A 4,883-nucleotide genomic window follows, 5' to 3' on the forward strand; every position below is an offset into this window, starting at 1 on the left:
CTATACTCCTGCTGCACTCCCACATCCTCCGACGCCACCCACAACGGCCGACGGCGGTGCTCGCCTCGCGTACGCGAGGCGAGCACCGCCGTCGGCCGTTGTGGGTGGCGTCGGAGGATGTGGGAGTGCAGCAGGAGTATAGGAGTGATGTAAATCACAACGCAATGGGTTGGAAATTGTGACACAGGAAACACCCCATGTTGCGACTTGAATCACGTTCGAAACGTGAAAGTGGCTCAATAGGGGGCATGTCGGATCTGTTCGAAAACTACGGCGAGATTCCTGCGCGGCGCTCGGTGGCGGGTGTCTCCGCTTGGGACGAGATGTTCTCCGACCCGGGATCGAGCTCTCTCGCCAGGCCGCCCTACCAACAGGTGCATCGCGCACTGAAGGTCATCGACAGCGGCGAGCTGCGCAACCGAGCCGACGCACTGGCCACCAACTACCTCTCATCCGGCGTGACCTTCGACTTCGCCGGCGAGGAACGAGCCTTTCCCCTCGACCCGCTTCCACGCATCATTCACGCTGCGGAATGGGACCACATCGAATCCGGCGTGAAGCAGCGGGTCAAGGCGCTCGAGGCGCTGTTGGAGGATGTGTACACCGAGGAACGCGCCATCAAGGACGGCGTCCTGCCTGCCACCGTGGTGGCCTCCTCATCCGACTACTTCAGGCCGGCGCGCAGCGTGCACCCGGCCAACGGGGTGCGCATCCACGTGGCGGGTATCGACCTGATCAGGGACGAACACGGGACCATGCGGGTGCTGGAGGACAATGTCCGGATCCCGTCCGGGGTCTCTTATGTGATCTCCAATCGAGAGGCCATCGGTCAGACCTTGCCGGAGATGATGCGTTCCTCCCGCGTGAGACCGGTGGATCACTATCCGTCCATGCTGCTGCAGTCGCTGCGGAACTCTGCGCCGGAAGGCGTGGAAGACCCCACCGTGGTGGTCATGACGCCGGGCGTCTACAACTCGGCCTATTACGAGCACACGTTGCTGGCCCGGCTCATGGGCGTGGAGCTGGTGGAGGGCTCGGACCTCTACTGCCGTGACGGGCGTGTGTTCATGCGGACCACACGCGGCGCGCGGCAGGTGGACGTGATCTACCGCCGCGTGGACGACGCCTTCCTCGACCCGGTGAGCTTCCGGCCGGATTCCGTGCTGGGTACGCCTGGCCTGTTTGCCGCGGCACGGGCAGGGAACGTCACCCTGGCCAACGCGGTCGGCAACGGCATGGCCGACGACAAGTTGATGTACACCTACATCCCGGACCTGATCAGGTACTACCTCGGCGAGGAACCCATCCTGGAGAACGTCCCCACCTGGAGGCTGGAGGAACCGGACTCCCTGGAGGAGGTCCTGGATCGGCTGGACGAGCTCGTGGTCAAGCCCGTGGACGGAGCGGGTGGCAAGGGCATCCTGATCGGCCCGGACTCCTCTGCACGCGAGCGGGAACTCATGGCGAAGAAGCTGCGGACCGACCCGCGCGGTTGGATCGCCCAGCCCATGGTGGTGCTCTCCACGTTGCCCACGCTGGTGGACGGGGGCATCCGGCCGCGGCACGCCGATCTGCGTCCCTTCGCCGTGAACGACTCCGGAAACATCCAGGTGCTGCCGGGCGGACTGACCCGAGTGGCGCTGCCCGAGGGGCAACTGGTGGTGAATTCCTCGCAGGGCGGCGGTTCCAAGGACACCTGGGTCATCGACGGCGTGCGTTCCTCCAACGTCCTGGGCCTGGACTCGCTGCCCGACGACGCCGCACCGTCCGAGGTGGGGCTGGACACCGTGGCGTTGAACATCGTGGTGCAGGGCGGTGACCTCGGCATCGCCGAGGACTCCAAGCGGCCGAGCGAACCCGCACCGGACACCGTCGAGGTCCCGGAAGTGGCGGAAGCGCCTGGGGTGGCGACCCCGGCGGATCCGGCCGAGGACGGGGAGGCGGCCGCGCCCGTCGTGCATGGGAAGCAGGCAGAGTCTGGGCAACCGGCAGAGCCCGAGGAGGCCACCGATCCTGCGGAACCGGAGTTCCCCGACGTTCCTGAACTCGTGGAGATCGCGCCGACCCCGGAACCGGTACGTTTCCCGGCACCGGATGTGTCGGGCGCGGACGCGGGAGCAGCGGGTGAAGAAGTCAGGGGCCTGCAACAACAGCAGGAGCAGCAACAGCAGGGAGGTGGCTCATGCTGAGTCGCATCGCAGAGAGCCTGTTCTGGATCGGGCGGTATGTCGAGCGCGCCGAAGGAACGGCACGCATGCTGGACGTCAACATCTCCTCCCTGGTCACCGACCCGTGGGCGGATGAGGACCTGACCTGCCGGGGCCTGCTGGCCGTGTTGGGGTGCCCGGAGCCGGAAGAAACCATCACACGGGATGAGCTGATTCAGCGACTACTGATCGAACGCAATGATCCGGCCTCGGTGGCGTTCTGCTTCGAGGCAGCGCGTGAGAACGCTCGTCGGATTCGTGAGGTCATCTCCGCGGAGTTCTGGGAGGCACTCAACACCAACCGGGCCAAGCTGCCCAAACAAGTGCGGCCGGGGCGAGAGCACGGAGTGTTTGTTTGGGTGCGGCACCAGGCGATGCTGGCACTGGCCATCGCGGACGCCTCCATGATTCACGACGAGGGCTGGCAGTACATGGCCCTGGGGCGTGCGCTGGAGCGGGCGGACATGACGAGCCGTCTCATTGCCTCGCGAGGCGTTCCGGCCAAGGACGCGCGCACCCCCAACTGGGTCGAGGTGCTGCGTTCCTGCGGTGGTTATGAGTCCTTCCTGAGGGCCCAGCGTGGCGTCATCTCCGACCGTTCCGTAGCCGAGTTCCTGGTGCGCGGGCGCGTCTTCCCCCGGTCGGTGCTGACCAGCCTCGACCAGGCCATGGAGTCACTCGTGGCTCTGGAGCCGGACCGTACTCGGACCTTGGTGCCCGGCGGTGCCATCGCGGTGCTGGGGCGTACCAGGGGCGACCTTGCTTACGTTCCCGCGGTCGAGATCGCAGAGGACCTGCAGGGATGGATGCACAGGCTCCAGGATGCTGTGGTCGCCGCGACCGAGGCCGTGAGGCGCAGATACTTCCCCGATTACATCCAACCCGTCTGGAGTGGGAGCAGCACATGGCTCGACTGAGGATCACTCACACCATCGATTTCGACTACGAGTCACAGATCGCCGCGTCCTACAACGAGGTACGGGTTTCTCCGTACGGGTTCGGAGAGCAAATGCTGCTGTCCCACCAGGTCAGTGTTGATCCGGCGGTCCGCACACGTGAATCCGTGGACTGTTTCGGCACCCGGGTGCATGAGTTCGAGATTCAGCAGCCCCACAGTGGCCTCTCCGTTCGGGCGGACTCCACCGTCGTGGTGACCCGTGGTGCGCAGCAGCCGCAGGAGCCCATCTCGCTGAAGGAAGTGACGCGACGTAGTCGCTTGGATCTGATCCTGGCGGAGTCGCTGACCTGCACACCGCTGACGGCGGCACCTGACGAAGTCGCTGAACTCGCCTCCGGGCTGGTGGACAGGCACAACGTCGGGGCCTCCGCCCTCTCGATCGCCCAGGAGGTGGCGTCTCGGATCGAGTACGTCCCTGGCGTCACCACCGTGCATTCCAAGGCCTACGAGGTGTGGGAACAAGGCAAAGGCGTCTGCCAGGACATGGCCCACGTGGTGATCGGCGCACTACGGTCGGTCGGGATCCCCGCACGCTACATCTCCGGTTACCTCCATCCTTCCAAGGAGCCCGAGGCGGGCGTGACCGTAGAGGGCGAGGCCCACGCTTGGATCGAGTTCTATGCGGGGAAGTGGATCGGATTCGACCCGACCACCGCCACCATGATCGGCGAACGCTACGTGATGGTTGGCCATGGCCGCGACTATCGCGACGTGCCGCCCGTTCGTGGCGTGTATGACGGTGTCGGTGGGTCCAAGATGGACGCCAAGGTGGAGATCACGCTGCTCTGATCGACTCCCCGGAACCACGGCCTTGAAGCTCGCGGGTGAGCGCGCTTTGGGCGGCGCGCCCTGAACGACCGGCATGCCCTGAACGACGGCCCCGGAACGCACCACGTTTCAGGGGCCGAGCTGCGTCCGGGCAGCCGGCGATTGTCCAAAGGATATATCGGGAGGGAACCTATTCTTCGGACTGCCGTAAGCGAATTCATGGGTGCACGTAATCCGCTGTAGTCCTGATCCTTTTGTTGTTCGCTGCAAAATCACCCACGACAGAATGACATTCGCCCGGCTTCCAGTGTCGCTTCTTAGGCCCCGGGGGGATCAAGCGGTTTGAAGGGGCATCCCATCTTGCTTGCCCACAAGGGTGGGCATACCGAGTCGGTGGCGCCCGAGATCGAACGCCCTCGCCGACACTCAGATCGCTTCGGTTCGTTGCGCCGCCCATTCAGTCCCTACCAACTCTGCTTGGATTCGTTGCACCCTGCCGTGTCCTGCCGGGCTGCGCCCTGCCGGGCTGCGCCCTGCCGTGCCGTGCCCTGCCGTGCCGTGCCCTGCCCTGCGGCGCCCTGTGTCAGCTCGTATCGATGCACTCCGGCTCGCACTCTGTTTGTCCTGTCGTCTCTGACACGGCGGCCCCTCCGCCAGCGGTACGCGCGCCCCACCCCGCGCGTGCGGGACACCGTGGGTATCGTGCTGGCCGCCGCTATCCACTTCCCCTAGGGAATGAAAGTCGATTTTCCAGTCTAAAGATTGTTCTTATCGCCATTTATCGGCGTGTCGTCCACAGTTTGTGGATTATCGACCTGATGCCACCCCGGTTATCTGGGAATCACCTGGCAGTTAAGAAAAGCACTGGCTCTGGTTGTTCTGTGCTAGTAGAGTTAGTGCATGGAAGCGAATCGGGGGATCCGCTCAGGGGGACACACCACCTCAGGGGA

Annotated in this window: 3 protein-coding genes; all 3 read left to right on the forward strand. The window is 64.7% G+C overall.

What is annotated here, in order from left to right; translation table 11 throughout:
• The first annotated feature begins 248 nt into the window (after positions 1 to 248).
• From Q0A15_RS06335 to Q0A15_RS06345, 3 genes are read left to right on the forward strand one after another with little or no spacing between them, the layout of a single operon-like run.
• Positions 249 to 2,189 (forward strand): circularly permuted type 2 ATP-grasp protein, encoded by a 1,941-nt coding sequence (locus tag Q0A15_RS06335; protein WP_291278681.1) that lies wholly within the window; start codon positions 249 to 251, stop codon positions 2,187 to 2,189.
• Complete coding sequence (locus tag Q0A15_RS06340) at positions 2,183 to 3,124, forward strand: alpha-E domain-containing protein (protein WP_291278682.1); 942 nt, start codon at positions 2,183 to 2,185, stop codon at positions 3,122 to 3,124. Before Q0A15_RS06335 ends, Q0A15_RS06340 begins: the two co-directional genes overlap by 7 nt.
• The gene (locus Q0A15_RS06345) at positions 3,112 to 3,954 is read left to right on the forward strand and encodes a transglutaminase family protein (protein ID WP_291278683.1); all 843 of its coding nucleotides are present in this window, start codon (positions 3,112 to 3,114) and stop codon (positions 3,952 to 3,954) included. The genes Q0A15_RS06340 and Q0A15_RS06345 overlap by 13 nt, the downstream gene beginning before the upstream one ends.
• Positions 3,955 to 4,883: the final 929 nt, after the last annotated feature.

Origin of the sequence: Galactobacter sp. (genome assembly GCF_022712295.1) — a bacterium.
Classification (GTDB): Bacteria; Actinomycetota; Actinomycetes; order Actinomycetales; family Micrococcaceae; genus Galactobacter.

Coding starts and splice junctions, on each gene's coding strand:
- Q0A15_RS06335 (WP_291278681.1), top strand. CDS start 249: ATGTCGGATCTGTTCGAAAACTACGGCGAGATTCCTGCGCGGCGCTCG.
- Q0A15_RS06340 (WP_291278682.1), top strand. CDS start 2,183: ATGCTGAGTCGCATCGCAGAGAGCCTGTTCTGGATCGGGCGGTATGTC.
- Q0A15_RS06345 (WP_291278683.1), top strand. CDS start 3,112: ATGGCTCGACTGAGGATCACTCACACCATCGATTTCGACTACGAGTCA.